14 protein-coding genes and 1 pseudogene are annotated in these 17,144 nt (G+C 59.4%); 8 read left to right on the top strand and 7 right to left on the bottom strand.

Features of this window, described 5'->3' with window-relative positions; genetic code table 11:
* Nucleotides 1–13: 13 nt before the first annotated feature.
* From tnpC to ACTJI5_RS10990, 3 genes are read right to left on the bottom strand one after another with little or no spacing between them, the layout of a single operon-like run.
* Nucleotides 14–1,537, bottom strand: a complete 1,524-nt coding sequence (gene tnpC, locus ACTJI5_RS11000) for an IS66 family transposase (protein WP_440859285.1) — start codon at nt 1,535–1,537, stop codon at nt 14–16.
* Between the two features lie 31 nt (nt 1,538–1,568).
* Complete coding sequence (gene tnpB / locus ACTJI5_RS10995) at nt 1,569–1,895, bottom strand: IS66 family insertion sequence element accessory protein TnpB (RefSeq protein WP_440859286.1); 327 nt, start codon at nt 1,893–1,895, stop codon at nt 1,569–1,571.
* 26 nt (nt 1,896–1,921) lie between these two features.
* On the bottom strand, nt 1,922–2,341 hold the full coding sequence (locus ACTJI5_RS10990) for a transposase (RefSeq protein ID WP_440859287.1): 420 nt from the start codon (nt 2,339–2,341) through the stop codon (nt 1,922–1,924).
* Between the two features lie 59 nt (nt 2,342–2,400).
* Between ACTJI5_RS10990 and ACTJI5_RS10985 the strand changes: the two are divergent.
* Nucleotides 2,401–2,586 (top strand): annotated as a pseudogene (locus tag ACTJI5_RS10985) (integrase core domain-containing protein); the annotation flags it as partial.
* A 13-nt stretch (nt 2,587–2,599) separates the two neighbouring features.
* Here ACTJI5_RS10985 and ACTJI5_RS10980 read toward each other — a convergent pair.
* The 4 genes from ACTJI5_RS10980 to ACTJI5_RS10965 all read right to left on the bottom strand — a co-directional run bounded on the left by ACTJI5_RS10980 (nt 2,600) and on the right by ACTJI5_RS10965 (nt 7,715).
* Complete coding sequence (locus ACTJI5_RS10980) at nt 2,600–4,687, bottom strand: oxidoreductase (RefSeq protein ID WP_440860324.1); 2,088 nt, start codon at nt 4,685–4,687, stop codon at nt 2,600–2,602.
* Between the two features lie 46 nt (nt 4,688–4,733).
* The gene (locus ACTJI5_RS10975; protein ID WP_440860323.1) at nt 4,734–6,032 is read right to left on the bottom strand and encodes an NAD(P)/FAD-dependent oxidoreductase; all 1,299 of its coding nucleotides are present in this window, start codon (nt 6,030–6,032) and stop codon (nt 4,734–4,736) included.
* Nucleotides 6,033–6,098: 66 nt separating this feature from the next.
* Nucleotides 6,099–6,515, bottom strand: a complete 417-nt coding sequence (locus ACTJI5_RS10970; protein ID WP_440860322.1) for a RidA family protein — start codon at nt 6,513–6,515, stop codon at nt 6,099–6,101.
* Nucleotides 6,516–6,575: 60 nt separating this feature from the next.
* Nucleotides 6,576–7,715 (bottom strand): tyramine oxidase subunit B, encoded by a 1,140-nt coding sequence (locus ACTJI5_RS10965; RefSeq protein WP_440860321.1) that lies wholly within the window; start codon nt 7,713–7,715, stop codon nt 6,576–6,578.
* A 1,626-nt stretch (nt 7,716–9,341) separates the two neighbouring features.
* Here ACTJI5_RS10965 and ACTJI5_RS10960 point away from each other — a divergent pair.
* The 7 genes from ACTJI5_RS10960 (at nt 9,342) to ndpC (ending at nt 17,143) form a co-directional block, all read left to right on the top strand.
* Nucleotides 9,342–10,550, top strand: coding sequence for a hypothetical protein (locus ACTJI5_RS10960; RefSeq protein ID WP_440860320.1), 1,209 nt, complete (start codon nt 9,342–9,344; stop codon nt 10,548–10,550).
* Complete coding sequence (locus ACTJI5_RS10955) at nt 10,547–10,951, top strand: RidA family protein (RefSeq protein WP_440860319.1); 405 nt, start codon at nt 10,547–10,549, stop codon at nt 10,949–10,951. Before ACTJI5_RS10960 ends, ACTJI5_RS10955 begins: the two co-directional genes overlap by 4 nt.
* A gap of 108 nt (nt 10,952–11,059) precedes the next feature.
* Nucleotides 11,060–12,460 (top strand): aldehyde dehydrogenase family protein, encoded by a 1,401-nt coding sequence (locus ACTJI5_RS10950; RefSeq protein ID WP_440860318.1) that lies wholly within the window; start codon nt 11,060–11,062, stop codon nt 12,458–12,460.
* 67 nt (nt 12,461–12,527) lie between these two features.
* On the top strand, nt 12,528–13,973 hold the full coding sequence (locus tag ACTJI5_RS10945) for a flavin monoamine oxidase family protein (RefSeq protein ID WP_440860331.1): 1,446 nt from the start codon (nt 12,528–12,530) through the stop codon (nt 13,971–13,973).
* Complete coding sequence (locus ACTJI5_RS10940; RefSeq protein WP_440860317.1) at nt 13,966–14,463, top strand: c-type cytochrome; 498 nt, start codon at nt 13,966–13,968, stop codon at nt 14,461–14,463. The genes ACTJI5_RS10945 and ACTJI5_RS10940 overlap by 8 nt, the downstream gene beginning before the upstream one ends.
* A 135-nt stretch (nt 14,464–14,598) precedes the next feature.
* Complete coding sequence (locus tag ACTJI5_RS10935) at nt 14,599–14,982, top strand: nuclear transport factor 2 family protein (RefSeq protein WP_440860316.1); 384 nt, start codon at nt 14,599–14,601, stop codon at nt 14,980–14,982.
* A gap of 133 nt (nt 14,983–15,115) precedes the next feature.
* Nucleotides 15,116–17,143 (top strand): 6-hydroxypseudooxynicotine oxidase, encoded by a 2,028-nt coding sequence (gene ndpC / locus ACTJI5_RS10930; RefSeq protein WP_440860315.1) that lies wholly within the window; start codon nt 15,116–15,118, stop codon nt 17,141–17,143.
* Nucleotide 17,144: the final 1 nt, after the last annotated feature.

The raw sequence follows: 17,144 nt of genomic DNA, 5'->3' as shown, positions 1-17,144 counted from the left end.
GTAAGCGATGTTTTCAGGCCACGGCGGTCCAGGGCATGAGGTTGCGGACGGCATTGGCGGGATGCCCGTTGGCGAGCTTGGTCAGTATTTCGGTCAGCCAAGTGTGGGGGTTGAGACCGGAGAGCTTGCAGTTTTCGATGAGCGTGGCGATGACGGCCCAGTTGTCTCCGCCTTCATCAGAGCCTGCGAAGAGGGCATTTTTGCGGTTCAAAGCGAGGGGGCGGATCGACCGCTCGACGGCATTGCTATCGAGGTCGACCCGGCCATCGTCGAGGAAGCGGGAGAGCCCGTCCCAGCGAGTGAGCGCGTAGCGGATTGCTTCACCGATCTTCGCTTTGGCGCTGACCTGACGGCTGCGGGCTTCAAGAAACCGACGCAGATCGTCGATGATGGCGCGGCTGCGCTCGCCCCGGGCTTGTTGGCGCTGTTCGGGCGGCGCACCTCGCACCTCGTCTTCGATGGCATAGAGCAAGGCGATGCGGCGCAGCACCTCGGTGGCGACCGGCGATGTGTCGGCGAGCTCGTAGAACTTGCGGCGCACATGGGCCCAGCAGAAGGCGAGCCGAATCTGCTGACGCCGCTTCGCCAGCGCGGCATAGCCGCCATAGCCGTCGACCTGCAGGATGCCCGCGAAATCGCCGAGATGGGCTTCTGCCCGCTCAGCCTTGCGGTCGGCGGCATAGACATAGGCGACCATCGGCGGATCGTTGCCGCCCCAGGGGCGATCATCGCGTGCATAGGCCCATAGCTGCCCGGTCTTGGTCCGCCCGCGTCCGGGATCGAGCACCGGCGCCGTCGTCTCGTCGGCGAACAAGCGTTCCGATCTTCGCAATCGCTCGAGGATGTGATCGCGCAAGGGGCGCAAATACCATGCCGCCCGGCCAACCCAGTCGGCCAGCGTCGAGCGATCGAGCTGGATACCTTGCCGGGCATAGATCTGTGTCTGCCGGTATAGCGGAAGATGGTCGGCATACTTGGAGACCAGCACCTGCGCGATCAGCGCTTCGGTCGGGATACCGCCCTCGACGATCCGCGGCGGTGCCGGGGCCTGCACGACCGCACCCTCGCATGAACGGCAACCGTAGCGCGGGCGGCGGGTGACGAGGACACGGAAGGTGGTCGGCACGACATCGAGGCGCTCGGCGACGTCCTCGCCGATCTGATGAAGCGCGCCGCCACAACAGACACAGGTCTTCGTCTCGACATCGACGATCTGTTCGACCCGCTCCAGATGCGTCGGCAGCGAACCCCGGTTGGTCTTCCGCGGCCGCTGTGCCGGAGCCCCGCTTGCCTTGTCGCGAGCGTGTTCGGCCGCGGCCAAGGCCGTCTCGACTTCCTCGAGGGCAAGCTGGAACTGATCGGGATCGAGCTGTTCGGACCGGCGGCCAAAACGGTGACGCTGCAGGGCGTCGATGATCGCTTGTAGACGCTCGACCTCGGCTTTGAAAATCTTGAGCGCATCGAGCTCGCGAGCCTGTTCGAGGACGAGCGCGCGAAGCGCTTCAACGTCATCGGGAAGGTCGGCTTCCATGAGCATGGAAGCAGTGAATCAGCATGGGAAGGCCGCGTCAACCGGCAATCTGCGGAGCGATCGGGCGGCGTCCGCCATGCACTCGGCGCCAGTCCAGACCTTCCAGCAGAGCGCCAAGTTGTGCCGCCGTCACACGCATCACGCCGTCCTGAATCCCCGGCCACTTGAAGCTCCCTGACTCCAGCTTCTTAGCCATCAGGCACAGGCCGGTTCCATCCCACCAGACCAGCTTGATCCGGTCGGTCCGCTTCGCCCGAAAGACGTAAATCACCCCGGAAAAGGGATCGCCGCCATACTCGGCACCGACCAACGCCGCCAACGCGTCCGGCCCTTTGCGGAAATCTACGGGCCGCGTTGCGATCATGACGCGGGCGCCAGCGCCAGGCCCGATCATCGAGCCGACCGAAGGGCTTGCACCACGGCAGCAGCCAGATCGGCCTTGGCCGTTCGCCCAATCCGGATCACGGCACCATCGATCTCCACTTCTATCGCGACATCGCTGCGTCGGGCGTTGTCGGCGACCACCGGCACGAACATCGGCTCCGCATCCATCGAGCCACGCTGGGCTTCCAGCGCGTAACGAAGCTCGCGGCGCCAGGTGTAGAGCTGGGAGGTCCGGATATCGTGCCGCTGAGCAAGCGCCGTCAGATTATCGCAATGCTGCGCTTCTGCGACGATCGCCAACTTCTGCTCCACGGTCCACGATCGGCGTCGACCGACCGTCCCACTGAACACCTCGAGGCGCCGGGCCGGCTCCGGACTAACTCCAGTGCGCGTGTCCAGTCCGGTCGTTAGCGTCGCGTCGTCCATATCCCCTCTGGTCTGCCTCAATCACGAAACCAAACAAGGTGGGGCCCGAACATCGCTTACGCACGATCCTTGCCCGCTGGGTCGAAGATTACAACACCGAGCGGCCGCGCTCCTCGCTCGGCTACGCCACCCCGGCGGCGTTCGCCGCCGAACTCGAAAAGCAACGGGCGGGGTTAACCCCGCCCGTTGCTTCGCCTGCGCTTATGCGCGACAACACCCCTCGGCCTCTAGTTGCAGCTGGATGAAAGATGGGTCAGGTCAGCGCCCGCTAGCGAGCCGGTCCCAGGCGGTCGCATCGCGGACGAAAGGCTTTTCGATCAGGTAGTTGATATCGCCGATTGGCGTTTGATCCATCTCTCGGCCCACCCGATGACCTGAGTGGACGGCATCGGCAATCGTGCCCGGGGCGAAGCAGTCACCGATCGCGTGGACGGAAAACTTTGGAGGCGTGTCCGCAGTAACTGTACGCAAATCGTGAAGCAAGCCGTCGTTCGGTGAGCGCAGACAGACCATAACCACCGTCACAGCGGGCAATCGAGTTGCTTGGCCGGTATAGTTACAGCGAACCTCCACCTCTTCAGCGCCGATCTCTACCAGATGTTTGGCTGTAACCAGTTTCACGCCGACGTTAAGCAGCGTCTGGTGGACCGTCTCTCGCTCCGATGTATATTTAAGCAGCGGGGAAGGTTCTGGATCAGGTGTAAGAAGTGTAACGTCCAGACCTTGCTTGGCTAGCTTCTCAGCGATGACACCTCCAAGATAATAGCCTTCATCGTCATAGATAACGACCGGTCCTTCAATCGCGTGTCCCGCTATCACCTTGTCGGGAGTGATGACGTGCGACTGGTCCCAACCGTTGACGGGAAATCTGTTTGCTTTGCCGATTCCGTCGCGGTCCCATGTCGATCCTGTTGCGACGACTATTGTTGTGAAGTCGAAATCGCTCACATCAGAAGCCTGAATTTCGCTTCCCATGTAAATGTCGACATTCGCCAGCTTATGAAGCTGACCAATTCGATAATCGGCGACGCGCCGGTAGGTGGACAGGCCGGGCAGCGTCGATTCAAGCACGGAGCGTCCACCCAGAAAATTGCTCCGTTCAGAAAGCGCAACAGAATAGCCGCGCCTTCCCAGCGTGAGAGACGCCTCGAGTCCTGCCGGGCCGCCCCCAATTACGAGGATGCGTTCATCGGACATTTTCGCCGGAACACGCTCCGGGTGCCAGCCACGCCGCCACTCTTCGCCGGTTGTCGGGTTTTGTGTGCAACGAATTCCGCCGCCCATATATTGCATCGAAAGGCAGGTGTTGCAGCCTATACACTCGCGAATATCGTCGATGCGGCCTTCTTCAATTTTCCTTGGCAGAAAGGGGTCGGCAATCGACGGACGCGCTGCGCCAATCAGATCGACCAACCCATTTTTGATGAGCGACACCATGCGATCAGGCGACGTGTATCGCCCGACAGCAACCACCGGCTTGGTTGTCACCTGTTTCACAAAGGCCGTGAAAGGCTCCTGCCACCCTTCGTCGGCAAACCGGGCAGTCATCACATCGAGATTGATGTTCTGAACATTGACGTCCCACAGATCGGGCAATTCAGCCAGCATCTCAACGACCCGCCGACCGTCGCCGCTACAGGTGTAGCCCGCATCGCCAATGCCTTCATCCACACCAAAACGGACGGCAACGGCACAGTCGGATCCGATTTCGTCTTTGGTATCCTCGATCAGCTCGCGCAAAAGTCGGGCGCGATTCTCGATGACGCCGCCATATTCATCAGTTCGCCGATTGACACGCTCCGTAATAAAGTCGCCGGGCAAGCCCATCATGTGGCTTGCGTAAACATATACGATGTCGAATCCGATATCGCGTGCGCGCCGGGCAGCCGCGCGGTGCCATTTTCTGACATCGCTAATATCCTGCTTGTCCATCTGCCGGACGATGGCCGGTACATCCATTGCCGGCCGGGGTGAGGCCGACATCGGGCGCTCTCTGGACATGCGGTTTCCGGCGAGGGCTCCCTGATGGGTCAATTCGCACCCTGCAAGGGCGCCGTGCTTTTGAACCGCCTCGACCATAAGCCGAAGCCCAGGCTTGTCATCGTCGGACCAGAGCCGCTCCCCACCACTGGGGGAAGAATCCGATGACGGATGGATCATACAAAGCTCGGTGTTCACGACACCCCATCCGCCCTCCGCCTTTATCTCGCGGAACTTTGCAGTTGCGTGCGGAGAATAAGTCCCTAGCGCAGTACAGTGCGGAACCTGGTAGAAGCGATTTTTAGTCGTCTTGGGTCCGATTTTTACCGGCTCGAAAAGAATGTCGTACCGTGGATCACATGCCATGCTAAGGTCCCTATTTTCGGTTCGAACTTCGCGCAGATCAGCGGCCCTACGGCTCAAAACGCGCGAAACGATAGGGCTTCGGATCGATGATCGGGGTCGAACCCGTCAGAATATCCGCCGCAAGCTCGCCCGCCGCCGGCGCGGTGCCGAAGCCGTGCCCCGAAAATCCGGAGCAGACGACTAGTCCCGGTATGCCCGAAACATGATCGATTATCGGCAAGGAATCGGGCGTAACATCCACTGTTCCTGCCCAGACTTCAGCGATTTCGGCGTCGTCGAACACAGGCCAGGCCGCGCGGAGGGCGACGAAGGCTTCATTGATTGCGCGCTGATCAGCCGCAGGGTCCTTCGTCCTCATACGCTCAAAGGGTGAAACGCCTTTGGATTTCCAGCGACGAGGCAAGGCAAGGTCGTCAATGAAGTCACGCCCGAACGCGACACGCAGATAACGACCTTGCGACCGGAGAGAAGAGAAGTATTTATGCCCGATGAGCAAATGATCCAGCGTGATCGGTGCTTTAACAGCGCTGCGCTGGGTAATCACAAAACCGCCGTCCGCGCGCTTGCGAAACGAAAAATCCGGTCCGCCAACCGCTATCTCAGTGGGCCCTTCCATGGGAGCGGTGCGGGACACCGAAACGGTAAGCGGCAGTGTCGGAAAGCCGATGCCGAGGTTGCCCAAGAAGCGTCGCGACCACAAGCCGCCCGCCAACAGGACCGTGTCGCAGCTGATTTCGCCGCGTTCGGTAACGACTCCCGTAACCCGCCCCGCAGAGCGGACGAGCGAGCGCACCGCGCAATTCTCGACGATGACCGCCCCCTTGGCCATCGCGGCGCGCGCAATGGCTGACGCCGCGAGCGACGGCTCAGCGCGTCCATCGGATGGGGTATAGATGCCACCCGCCCATTTGGCCCGTCCCCCAGGAACCAATTGATCGATATCACCCGGGGACAGAAGGCGCGAGTCGAGATTGAGAGGTTCCACAGAGCGGATCCAGGCCTCATGAGGCTCCATCTCCGCCTCGCTTCTGGCCAGAAAGAGAATGCCGGCTTCCCGATAGCCGACATCTAATCCCAATCGCTGCGGCATCCCCGCCCAGAGGTGGTCGGATGCGACCGCCAGGGGCACATCGGCCGGAGCGCGGCTCGTCTTGCGGATCCACCCCTGGTTGCGCGACGATTGCTCACCGGCGACCACTCCCTTCTCGAGCACGACAACCGGAATACCGCGCTCACTGAGCGTCAGTGCGGCGACCAGGCCGACAATCCCGCCCCCGATGATGACTACAGGAGCCGAAGACGGGAAGTCGTCACAAGTTAGAACAGGCGCGATATATGGTGCCACGAGGCTATCCTTGATGTGAACCGAAAGATGATAATATCAGCAGCGCGACGGATAACCGAATAAATGCTAAAGATTCTTCACTTTTACATTGCCATTCGAAGCCCCTCGATAAGCGGTGACTTCAATCTCGACCTTGTAAACTGTCGAACTGAGCGGCGGACAGCTTAGGGTCATCGCGGGATCGATACCGCGGAAACGCTCGCCGACCTTGGCCATGACGGCGGGCGTGTCGGAAGGGTCCTGAATGAAGATACGCGAGGCCACGACGTCGCCCAAGCCGGCGTCGACCGCCTGCAGCGCCCGTTCGATATTCGCCAGGACCTGCTCGGTTTGTTCCTTGGCGTCCTCGGGAATCTCCTGAGTCAGAGGATTGCGCCCGGCGGTGTTTGAAACGAAGATCCAGTTATCGACGGATACCAGCCGCGAGTAGCTCGCCACGTCCTCATATCGTGAACCCGTTTTGAGCTTTACAATCTCAACCATATTATCTCCAACTCAGAGCAGAGGCCTTGGGAACCAAAAAGGCGCATTCAGTCCATTGCGTCACCGCAGAACGGGCGTGTCCCAAAGATTGAGCGACTGGCCGATGCCGCGCGCGACTGCGTTGCGATAAACGACGGTGCCCCAGGCAACGTCCTCGACGGGCATTCCGCCAACAGACAAGATGATGATTTCATCGTCATTCTGTCGGCCGGGGGCCTGGCCGGCGACGATGCGACCAAGATCCTCCAGATCTTCTTTCACCATCCGACCTTCGGCGATCATATCCATAAACTTGACGCCGATCATTGGCACCGCGTTATGGGCCGGCTTGGGCAGTTCATCAAACCAGGCTTCGTACAGACCGGTGTTATCGAGAACCTTTCGGATGTCTTTGGCCTCCATTGCCTCGTCAATCTCACACGTTGATGGCATGGCCAGAAACGCCCCTGGCTTCACCCATTCACGCTTGACGATAGGATAGGTCGAAGGATCACCTGCTACGCCTGTATTGCAGTAACTGACCACATCGGAACCGCGAACGACGGCCTCAATCGAGTCAACCACTTCTATGTTTTTGATCTGAGGCATGTCGGCCTTTAGCCAATCGAGAAAGCTATCAAGGCTCGATTTACCGCGCGCCTTGATCTTGATCGTGTCAAGTTCGGGGCAGACAGCAGACACTGCCATGAGCGTTGTTTTGCCCATGACACCTGGGCCGACCAGCCCGAAAACCTTGGAGTCCTTTCGCGCAAGATGCCGCGCCCCCACTCCCGGGATCGCCCCGGTCCGGTATGCCGACAGGAGATTTGCGGACATGAAGGCAAGCGGCGCAGCAGTATCGGCGTCGTTGAGCACAAACATAAGGATCGACCGCGGCAAACCCTTTTCCCGGTTTTCGACGTTAGATCCATACCATTTGACACCGGTAGTCCGAAAGCGGCCGCCAAGATAGGCGGGCATCGCCATGAAACGGCGGTCCGCGGTCGGCTTTGGCATGTCTGGAAAAGGCGAGTTCTGCGGAAACAAAATTATCGCCCCGTGGGAATCGTTGTTTGATCCCGACATACGATAGTCTCCCTGCCACAACAGGCCGAACATTTCCTCCATCGTATCCACACACATGGCCATATCGGTAACGCCGGCCTTGATCATGTCTTGCTCTGACAGATACAAGAAATCTATTTTTGCTGATCCGGTCATGAGTCCACCTTCTTAACTGTCTAAATTGTCATTCGAACATCGGCCCAGAGCGAACATCACTTCCCTGACCTTCAACAACGGCCCCAAGCAATATTCATGCAAGCTTGCGTTGAACAAATTTCCCTAACTGGTGAATACCGCCGAGCCAGCCCAGCCTCTGCACTCCATGATCGGGTAAGCGATTAAACCGTCGGGTATCGACGCCTTAAACCGAGAGCCAGACCAGCCGGCATGAGCAACCCTCCCCTTTTCCGCGCAAAGCGTCTGTTGTTACAGGAAACAGGGAGCCGACGGCATAGCCCTGAATCTTCTGATTCATCGCCTCGTCCGTGCCCAGCGTCGGATTACAACGGGCTTCGCTATTACCCTCAATTGGAGCTAGACGTTACGATGAATCAACGATTGCCATAGACCTGCATATAAATGAGCCGCTTGGCGTAACGACCAACCGGATTCTCAGTTTATTATACAAACGACGAATTTCGAAGCCTGTCAATCTAAAAGTCGACGCTCGACCGGTAGGCGGCCTGCGGCATCCCCTTGGCATGGCTGCCGCATGGAGCAGCAGACGGCCGACCTTATGCCTCCGACGGCGAGCTCACGCGTAATAGGAGGAAAGATTGGGATGAGCTGCGCGAACTCCTGAAAAGCCGCAACACCGTTGTTCGGCAAAGCCATGGATCTGAATTGTGATCCCGGTCAGCGTTTCTCGCGCCGCTCCGACCATCGTTGCGTGATGACGATCTGCGCGGATTTGCTGCACAACTTTTGCGTACAACCAAGCGGAGCCCATTTCTGGAGTACGCATCCAAGGACCTGCCAAAATCAGGATGCGCCTTCCCTGACAATCGGGAGGGCGGTCCGCCAATCCGAGGGCGACCTGCTCGCGTGGCCAAGGCGCATCCTCACCCCTTGGGCCCGCCCTCGCGTCGCGGCAAACGCAAAAGCGGCAAATGAAGTTTACCGCACAGAGAAGTCCAGCCGAACAAAGACGCAATAAATTATCTTTTGACAGAATTATGCTAGTTTTTTTCGGCCTCATGAGACCGTGAGAACAAACCTGTTGCTGCAAATTTCCGGGCACCTCAAAAACGTATATTAATAGTGTTATTTCATATAGTTAGTCCAGATTTAAGATCGCGCCAGCCTCGCCGGTCGCGCCATATATCTTCCCGATAGAAAAATCATCAATCGCATAAATTAGTTGCGAACAGTGACGAAATTGCTACGAATTCAAGGAGCGTGCGGTCGATTCGATTCCACAGTGAAGCCGCAACCGATCTCGCGCACGACCTAGGGAGAACAAATGTACGCCGCGACCGGCCCCATAGACGTCCTGACGAGCGGTTCGCGGCCTCATGCGGACAAGTCTCGTTGGCCCGGGCGTGGCGGCCACAGCGTCGGCGGGATCGGCTGTGGACGGGCCGTCACTTATCCCCAGACTGGCCGCGCGAACAATTCATTTGCCCAACCGCCGAGCTGCAAGCAGTTCGCTGTCCACTATCTGGTCGAAGCCTGGCCCGGATCAAACTGCGACGGGATAGAATCCGACGTGTTGGCGGCTGCCGAAGTCGGTGCTGCTGTGCCGACTCAGGCGTGAACGAGATGGGGGACAAGGCGAACACGATGTCCGGACTTGGCGATAGTCCACAGCAAACGCTCGTAATCGCAGGCCTACTCTACTCTTTTTCGCTCATACTTATCAACATCGCCCCCTTCTTCGTTGGCATGTATGTGGTCCATTTTCAGGTGAGCCTGAGCGCAGCGGGCGTCGTGCAGACGGTGGATCAGGCCGGCGGCTTGCTGGGTGCAGCCGTCGGCTTCGTCCTGATGCCCCGTTTTGGCTGGAAGGGCCTTGTTCTCATCGCTTTGCTCATCGCAGCAGTGAGCAACGCGTTTACCGCGACGGCGGATAGCTATGCCGTGTTATGCGCGGTCCGATTCCTTGCGGGTTTTGGCGCTATGCTGAGCACCACCGTGACAGCCTGCGTTCTTGCGCAGGCGACCGTCCCTTTGCGAGCCTATAGTGCGGGCCTGGCGGCAGGCATGCTCTTGTCCGCGGCGGCGGTTTGGCTGCTTGACGCCCTGCGCATTGCTTACGGCGATGCCATTGCGCTCGGTTCGGGCGCATTGTGGCTCGGCTTCGGCGGACTGCTCGCGCTCTTTCTGCCGCGCCAACTGAGCGGGCCGGTCAATCCTCACGGGGAGGCAGTCACGCCTCGCGCGCCCCACTGCCCGCAGACGGTCGGCAAAACCGCCCTGATCGCGCTTCTCCTTTTCAGTGTGAGCATCAATGTCATATACGTCTTTATCGAGCACTTTGGCTTCGCGAACGGGCTTGCTCGGGGCGATGCCACTAATGCGCTGGCTCTGGGTTTCCTCTTCGCGGCTGCCGGCAGCCTGATTCCGACCATGTTCGGCGTCGCTGGTGGCCATCTCAAGTGGATCAGCATGACAACCCTGATATTCTTTGGTTCGCTGGTCGGCATCTATAGTGCACAAACGACGGTGCTGTTCGCCTTGGCCTTTGGAGTCTGCGCCTCCGCCTGGTGCATGGGCCTCGCATATTACATGTCGTTAATCGCCCAGAACGACCCCGAACGACGATACACGAGAATGATATATATCGTGAACGCTGCTGCACAGTCGATCGGTCCAGCGATTGGTGTGCTGGTGCTAACCCGCGCCACGCCGCCTGCTGTCTTTGCCGTGCCCCCAGTCCCTGCACTGCTCGCGGTGCTACTTGTCGCTATTGCGTTGTCGACCTCGTCCTTCCTTCCCCTTCGTGTTCACTCCCGACCACAAGAGGACTTGTACCCATGGCCTCTGCCATGAAACCCCAGTCGTTCCACCTGATCCCCGACATGGAAAAGGGATATTGCATGTCCGTCGGCGTGCGCGCCGGAGACTTACTGTTCATCGGTGGACTCTTTGCCGTGGACGACGAAGGCAACGCCCTCCATCCCGATGACGCCGCCATGCAGTTCAAGGTCGTCTACGAGCAGATGAACCGTGTACTCGCGGCCCACGGCGGCACGGCCGCCGACGTGGTGAGCGAAACGATTTATTATGGCTGCTCGGCCGAGGAATACAGCGAGCGGCTGGTTCCATACAGGCAGGCCTTCTACCTGGGCTGCAATGGTCCATCGGTGGTTGGTGTGCAGGTCGCCGGCTTCATCGAGCGCGCCATCCAGGTCGAGGTCACGGCCATTGCCTATCTGCCAGTTCGTGCATGAGGGGTGATGATGTCAATCGGTCTGGCCCGAAGCGGCCCGGAAGGCGGCCCAAGAGTCTAGGGTTCGCGCATGCGATCTCGTGTAATTGATATATGAATTGAGTGAACCATGAACGCTTATAAAATGCTCATCGATGGACAACTGGTGGCAGGCGCGCGGACGATTGATGTCGTCAATCCCGCGACGGGCCAACCGTTCACGGCGGCCCCGGTTGCGGATGAAGGCCAGCTCAATGCCGCCGTGGCGGCGGCGCGCCACGCCTTTCCCGCTTGGGCAGCAACATCCTGGAGCGAGCGTCGGGATTGCCTCCTGTTGTTGGCGCAACGGCTTGAGGAAGAGGCCGAGGACTTTGCGCGCTTGCTCGTCAAGGAACAGGGCAAGCCCTTGCCAGAGGCGCGGTTCGAAATTGGCGCCACGGTGCAGGGGATGCGCTATTACGCCAGCGTCGAACTGCCTGCCGAAACGCGAAGCCATGTCAATGGCAGCTACCAGATTGATCGCCGCCCGCTGGGCGTCGTCGCCGCGATCACGCCGTGGAATTATCCGTTGATCTTGGCAAGCAACAAATTCGCTCCTGCCCTACTGACGGGGAACACGGTGATATTGAAGCCTGCGCCGACCACGCCGCTGACGAGTCTTGAGCTGGGCCGACTGGCATCCGAGATATTTCCACGGGGCGTGTTCAATGTCATTGCCGACGAGAATGATCTCGGCCCAAGTCTTACCGGCCATCCCGACATTGCCAAGATTTCCTTCACCGGATCGACCGGAACCGGCAAACGCGTCATGCAGGGCGCAGTCGAGACATTGAAGCGGGTGACGCTGGAATTGGGCGGCAATGACCCGGCCATCGTCCTCAAGGACGCCGATGTGGAGCGCGCGGCCCAAGGCCTCGCCGCTACCGCCTTCCTCAACGCGGGTCAGATCTGTGCAGCGCCCAAGCGTCTTTATGTCGCCGACGAGATTTACGATGACTTTTGTGAGCGGCTGGTCGCGGCGGCCAGAGCATTGAAGCTCGGCGCGGGGGACGAGGACGGGGTCACCATCGGTCCCATCCAGAACAATATGCAGTTCAACAAGGTCCGCGAGATTATCGAAGAAGCGGCGGCCCAGGGCAGGGTTTTGACGGGCGGTCATATCGCCAATCGTCCCGGCTTTTTCATAGAGCCGACGGTGATCGCCGATCTCGACGACGAGGCCCGGTTGGTCGCCGATGAACAATTTGGCCCCGTCGTGCCGGTGCTTCGCTTTTCGGATGAGAGGGAGGCGATCTCGCGGGCCAACACCGGCCCTTACGGCCTCGGAGCTTCCATCTGGTCGCGCGATGTCGATCGGGCACGCACGCTCGCGCGCGATCTTGAAGCCGGAACGGTGTGGATCAATCAGCACGTCGCCATTCAACCCGACATTCCCTTTTCGGGCGCGAAGCAGTCTGGTGTCGGAACCGAAGGCGGTATTGAAGGCGTCCGTGAATTCACGCGCCTTCAAGTAATCAACGCGGCGGCCTGACGAAATTGGCTATCGGATAAGGGAAGAGGGAAATGTCGTGACCACGGATCCAGATAAGAACAATGCCATGGCGAACCAGCCTGTCGACAGACGTTCGCTAATGAGGCTCGGCGCTGCGGCAGCCGGCGCAGTTGCGCTGGCGAGCTGTGCAAAGGAAAATCCCGGACGCGAGGCACGCGACGGCGGCGGCGAAGGCGGCCCCTATGATGTCGCCGTCATCGGCGCGGGTTTTGCCGGCATCACGGCCGCGCGCGACCTTGCCGCCAAGGGCTGGCGCGTGGTCGTGCTGGAAGCGCGCCCGCGCATCGGCGGGCGCACGTTCACCAGTGAGTTTCTCGGCCGCCCAGTGGAATTGGGAGGATCGTCCGTCCATTGGGTACAGCCGCATGTCTTCACGGAAATGCAGCGCTACGGCTTCGACTTCGAAGAAGTGCCTCTCTACGATCTCGACGCATCCTATATCATGACGTCGGATGGAGCCGTCCACAATGTGCCGCCCGCGAAGTTCGACACCCTTTACAACGACGCGTTCAATAGATTCTGCGCCAACTCGCGCACATTGTTTCCACAACCATACAAGCCCTTCGCTAACCCCGAAGTGCTGAAGATCGATGACATCTCGGCGGCTCGGCACCTTGCATCGCTCGGCCTCGATCCGCTGGCGAAAGCGGCATTGAGCGCGGAACTCGTACTCTATGCCGGTGGTCCGCTATCAACATTCAGCTATGCGAGTTTCGTCAAACTTTTCGCTCTCGCAGCGTGGGATCCTTTCACCTTCACTGACTCGGAAAAGCACTGGCATATCGCCAATGGCGGAACGGCGGCATTGGCCAAGGCAATCCTTGACGACAGCAAGGCCGATGTGCGGCTCGGCACTGTGGTCAAAGAAGTCGAACAGAGCGACAAGGGCGTCACCCTCAGGACTGCCGACGGACAAACATTCGAGGCAAGAGCTGCTGTCTTCACTCTGCCTACCTCTGTCTATCCAGACATCAACTTCAAGCCAGGACTGTCGTCCGCCAAACGGGAATTCATCACCCATGGCGATAGTGCCGACGGCGCCACGATGTACATGAAAGTAAAAAAGAACCTCGGTAACACCTTTGCCTTTTGCGATGATCCAAACCCGTTAAACGCAATCCAGACCGAGGAATTCGGTGACGACGGCACGATCCTGAAGGCGACGCTCGGCCGGCAATCGCTGATTGACATGAACGATCTAGACGCTGTCGGTGCGGAACTGCGAAAGATCCATCCCGATGCGGAAATCACCGACATCGCACCATATAATTGGGTCAAGGATCCGTTCTCGAAACAAGCATGGCCAGCCTACAAGGTCGGATGGTTCAAAAAATTCAAAGACATGGCAAAACCCGAAGGCCGCCTGTTCTTCGCCGGCTCCGCTACTGCCGACGGCTGGCACGAGTACATAGACGGCGCGGTGGAAAGCGGAATTCGCGCCTGCCGGGAAGTGACCGAAAAGCTTGCAAGAGAGGATGCGAAAAATGGATAATGCTCATATCGGCAAATATCGACTGGCGTTCTTAGCCGGCCTCGTCCTGGTCGGGACGGCTGCCTGCTCGAAGCCATCCGAACAAAGCGACAGCAGCGGCGCGGAATCCGGCGTCGGGACACCCGCCCCTACCCCGGCCGCCGCGACCGACAGCTATGCTGCGCTGGCCGCCGATGCGGGCCAGGTCGAGGCGGGCAAGAAATTGTTCAGCAACTGCGCCGTCTGCCATTCGGTTGACCCTGCGACGCCATCACCGGCAGGACCGCAACTCATTGCGGTAGTTGGCCGCAAGATCGGCGGCGCGGCGGGCTTTCCCTATTCGCAGGCGCTTGCAAATGCCGACGGCACTTGGACGCCCGAAAAGCTCGACGCATTCTTGAAGGACCCCATGTCGGCTTACCCTGGTACCTCGATGGCCTTCGGCGGGCTCGCGAAGGAAACCGATCGCAAGGCAATGATCGCATATCTCGCGAGCATTCCAGCGAAATAACGCCTCCCCCTTCGCGCAACGAAGCTCCCCCGTGCCAATAGTTGCGCGATCGGGGGGGCGTTATCCCGATCCGTAGATTCCGAAGAGAATCTTCAGCTCCTCTTATGGTAGCGCACCGACAGGAATTTTTTGAGCATGAAAAGCCTATCAGAAATCGTCAGCTCCTTCATGGGAACATTCAACGTCGGGGATTATGAGGCGATGTTGGAATTCATTTCCGATACTGCCGTCTATATCGACCCCAACGGCATCGAACATAAGGGACGCGCCGCCGTTGGCGAGGCACTCGCGCCCGGATTTGCAGTATCGGATAGCAAATCGCACTATGAGGTCACGGCGACGATGATCGACGAAGATCAATCGATGGGACTGGTAACCTGGACTCTGCTCATGACTGCGCCAGACGGAACACAATCGTCGATCGACGGACTGGATATACTCCATGTCCGCGACGGAAAAATCATACTGAAGGACGCTTTTTGCAAGGCGAACGAAATCGCAGTTCGGCAGGTCGCCTGAACCTGCCCAACTGCTCGACGGGAAACATCCCGGAGCCGGGCTATTTTAATTCGCCGATCCCGTTCAGGGCGGGGTTGGTTGTCGGAACGCCGGAAACCGGCATCCGGGCGATCCCTGACTGACCAACGCGCCGATGGAGCGACTTATGCGAGATCCACGCTACGATATCCTCTTTGAGCCGGTACAGATCGGACCGGTCAGGACCAAGAACCGGTTTTACGTCGTTCCGCATGCGATCAGCATGGGGATGTCGTCGATGGACGAGATGGTCGCCTATCGAAAAACGCGGGCCGAAGGCGGCTGGGGAGTCATCTGCATCGAAGAGACGATGATCCACGAAACGTCGGATCACGCCCCCCTCCCGGACCCGTGCCTGTATAATGACAAGCATATCGCGCCAATCGCGCGCATCGTCGCGGCGGTGAAGGAACATGGTGCGCTGGCCGGGGTCGAGCTGGCTCATGCCGGCGCGTCGGGACCGGCAGCCTATTATCGCGAGCATCCGCTGTCTCCAACGGCCAAGTTCCCGCATTATTTCAACAATCCGATTTCCGCTAGAACGATCGACAAGCAGGATATCGCCGATTTCCGGCGCTGGTATCGCGATGCCGCCGTCCGCGCAAAGACGGCGGGATTCGACATTGTCTATGTCTATTGCGCGCATAATCTGTCGTTGTTGCAGGATTTTCTCGACACCCGAACGAATAAGCGAACGGACGAATATGGCGGCGTGTTCGAGAATCGTCTGCGCCTGCTCCGCGAAACGCTGTGCGACGTGAAGGACGCGGTCGGAGACAGCTGTGCGGTCGCGGTTCGTTTCGCCGTGGAGGATCGGCGAAGAGTATCGAACATCACAGCGCAGGAAGACGGCCGCCGGGTCATCGAAGCGCTAGCCGATGTTCCCGATCTTTGGGATGTCAACGTCAGCGATTGGCCGTGGGACAGTGGCAGCAGCCGCTTCTTCGAAGAAGGCCAGCAGGAACCGTTTATAGACTTCGTCAAGAAGGTGACGAACAAGCCGGTGGTCGGTGTCGGCCGCTTTACGTCCCCCGATGCCATGGTAAGCCAGATCAAGCGCGGCGTTCTGGATCTGATCGGCGCCGCCCGCCCCTCGATTGCCGACCCATTCTTGCCGAACAAGATCGATGAGGGGCGCCACGACGATATTCGCGAATGTATCGGGTGTAACGCTTGCACCGCAGAGGTCATGACGTCCGTGCGGATCCGCTGCACGCAAAACCCTTCAGCAGGCGAAGAGCATCTGATGGGCTGGCATCCCGAAAATGTGCCCCCCGCGGACGATCCCGACAAGAACATTCTGGTTGTGGGCGGGGGTCCGGCCGGTCTGGAGGCTGCCCACACGCTTGCCAAGCGCGGTTACCAGGTGTCGATTGCCGATGCAGGATCCGAATGGGGCGGACGCCTTGTGCGCGAGCGCAAGATGCCCCGCCTGAGCGCCTGGGGGCGCGTGGTCGACTATCGCGTCGGGCAGCTTCAGACGATGGCGAATGCGAACATGTATCTCGACAGCAGGCTAACGGCAGAGGACGTCGCCGGATTCGAGGCCGACCACGTCATTGTAGCGTCAGGGGCAACGTGGCGCAGCGACGGAGTTGGCCGCAATCACGACGAGCCGATACCGGGATGCAATCTGCCCCATGTTTTCAATCCCGAAGATATATTGAACGGCAACCTGCCAGCCGGCAAAGTCGTCGTATATGACGAAGATTATTTCTACATGGCCACGGTCGTCGCCGAACGCCTAGCCTTGGCCGGCTGCAAGGTTACTTATGTGACGACTGCGAGCGATCCCGCGCCTTGGACCTTGAACACGCTGGAACTTGTTCACGTCATTAATTCGATGAACGAAATCGGCATCGAAATTGTCGTCGGCACTGCGATCGTCAGCATTTCCGAGGGTAAAGTCACAACCAGCCGCCTGCTCACCGGTGCCGAGGAGGCCCGATCTGCCGATGCGGTGGTGTTGGTTACCGGCCAGGTTTCCGACGACAATCTCTATCACGAACTGGTCAAAAAACGCGACGCCGGGGAAATACCGTCCGTGGAGCGCGTCGGCGATTGCCTTGGCCCCGGACAGATCGCTCAGGCCACCCGCGATGGGCGAAAGGCCGGCATGCAGTTTGGCGTGCATGCACACTGAA

Origin of the sequence: Sphingopyxis sp. 22461 (assembly GCF_052044915.1) — a bacterium.
Taxonomy (GTDB): Bacteria; Pseudomonadota; Alphaproteobacteria; order Sphingomonadales; family Sphingomonadaceae; genus Sphingopyxis.
The sequence above is the reverse complement of the archived record's forward strand: the minus strand, read 5'-3'. Positions and strand labels throughout refer to the sequence as shown.

Coding starts and splice junctions, on each gene's coding strand:
- ACTJI5_RS10940 (WP_440860317.1), top strand. CDS start 13,966: ATGGATAATGCTCATATCGGCAAATATCGACTGGCGTTCTTAGCCGGC.
- ACTJI5_RS10965 (WP_440860321.1), bottom strand. CDS start 7,715: ATGACCGGATCAGCAAAAATAGATTTCTTGTATCTGTCAGAGCAAGAC.
- tnpB (WP_440859286.1), bottom strand. CDS start 1,895: ATGATCGCAACGCGGCCCGTAGATTTCCGCAAAGGGCCGGACGCGTTG.
- ndpC (WP_440860315.1), top strand. CDS start 15,116: ATGGAGCGACTTATGCGAGATCCACGCTACGATATCCTCTTTGAGCCG.
- ACTJI5_RS10970 (WP_440860322.1), bottom strand. CDS start 6,515: ATGGTTGAGATTGTAAAGCTCAAAACGGGTTCACGATATGAGGACGTG.
- ACTJI5_RS10980 (WP_440860324.1), bottom strand. CDS start 4,687: ATGGCATGTGATCCACGGTACGACATTCTTTTCGAGCCGGTAAAAATC.
- ACTJI5_RS10960 (WP_440860320.1), top strand. CDS start 9,342: ATGTCCGGACTTGGCGATAGTCCACAGCAAACGCTCGTAATCGCAGGC.
- ACTJI5_RS10990 (WP_440859287.1), bottom strand. CDS start 2,341: ATGGACGACGCGACGCTAACGACCGGACTGGACACGCGCACTGGAGTT.
- tnpC (WP_440859285.1), bottom strand. CDS start 1,537: ATGCTCATGGAAGCCGACCTTCCCGATGACGTTGAAGCGCTTCGCGCG.
- ACTJI5_RS10935 (WP_440860316.1), top strand. CDS start 14,599: ATGAAAAGCCTATCAGAAATCGTCAGCTCCTTCATGGGAACATTCAAC.
- ACTJI5_RS10950 (WP_440860318.1), top strand. CDS start 11,060: ATGAACGCTTATAAAATGCTCATCGATGGACAACTGGTGGCAGGCGCG.
- ACTJI5_RS10955 (WP_440860319.1), top strand. CDS start 10,547: ATGAAACCCCAGTCGTTCCACCTGATCCCCGACATGGAAAAGGGATAT.
- ACTJI5_RS10945 (WP_440860331.1), top strand. CDS start 12,528: ATGGCGAACCAGCCTGTCGACAGACGTTCGCTAATGAGGCTCGGCGCT.